Raw genomic sequence first — 530 nt, forward strand, 5'->3', positions numbered from 1 at the left:
CGGGACTCTCCGGTGATCATCGACTCGTCCATGCTGGCCGAGCCCTGCACGATCCGCCCATCCGCGGGAACCCGCCCGCCGGGGCGCACCACGACCACATCCCCCACCTGGAGATCAGCCGGTGCGACGGTGATAGTGGTGTCTCCGGCGACCTTTTCCGCCTCGTCAGGCAGCAATGCGGCGAGGGAATCCAACGCCGACGTCGTCTGTGCGAGGGAGCGCATCTCGATCCAGTGCCCGAGCAGCATGATCACGATCAGCAGCGCCAGCTCCCACCAGAAGTCCAGCTCGTGGTGCAGCACGCCCAGGCTCGCACCCCACGACGCGAGGAACGCCACGGTGATAGCAAGGGCGATCAGCAGCATCATCCCCGGTTTGCGTGCACGGAGTTCACTCACCGCGCCGGTCAGGAATGGGGCCCCGCCCCATACATACATCACCGTTCCGAGAGTCGGCGACACCCACGCGACCCACGCCGCACCCGGCAACGGGTACCCCAGGATCATCGAGAACATCATCGAGAACCCGAC

Annotated in this window: 1 pseudogene; it reads right to left on the bottom strand. The window is 66.0% G+C overall.

Annotation, left to right across the window (positions count from 1 at the left end):
• Positions 1-530: pseudogene (locus DW298_RS10680) on the bottom strand (heavy metal translocating P-type ATPase); the annotation flags it as partial.

The organism is Microbacterium sp. A20 (genome assembly GCF_004794515.1).
GTDB lineage: Bacteria > Actinomycetota > Actinomycetes > Actinomycetales > Microbacteriaceae > Microbacterium.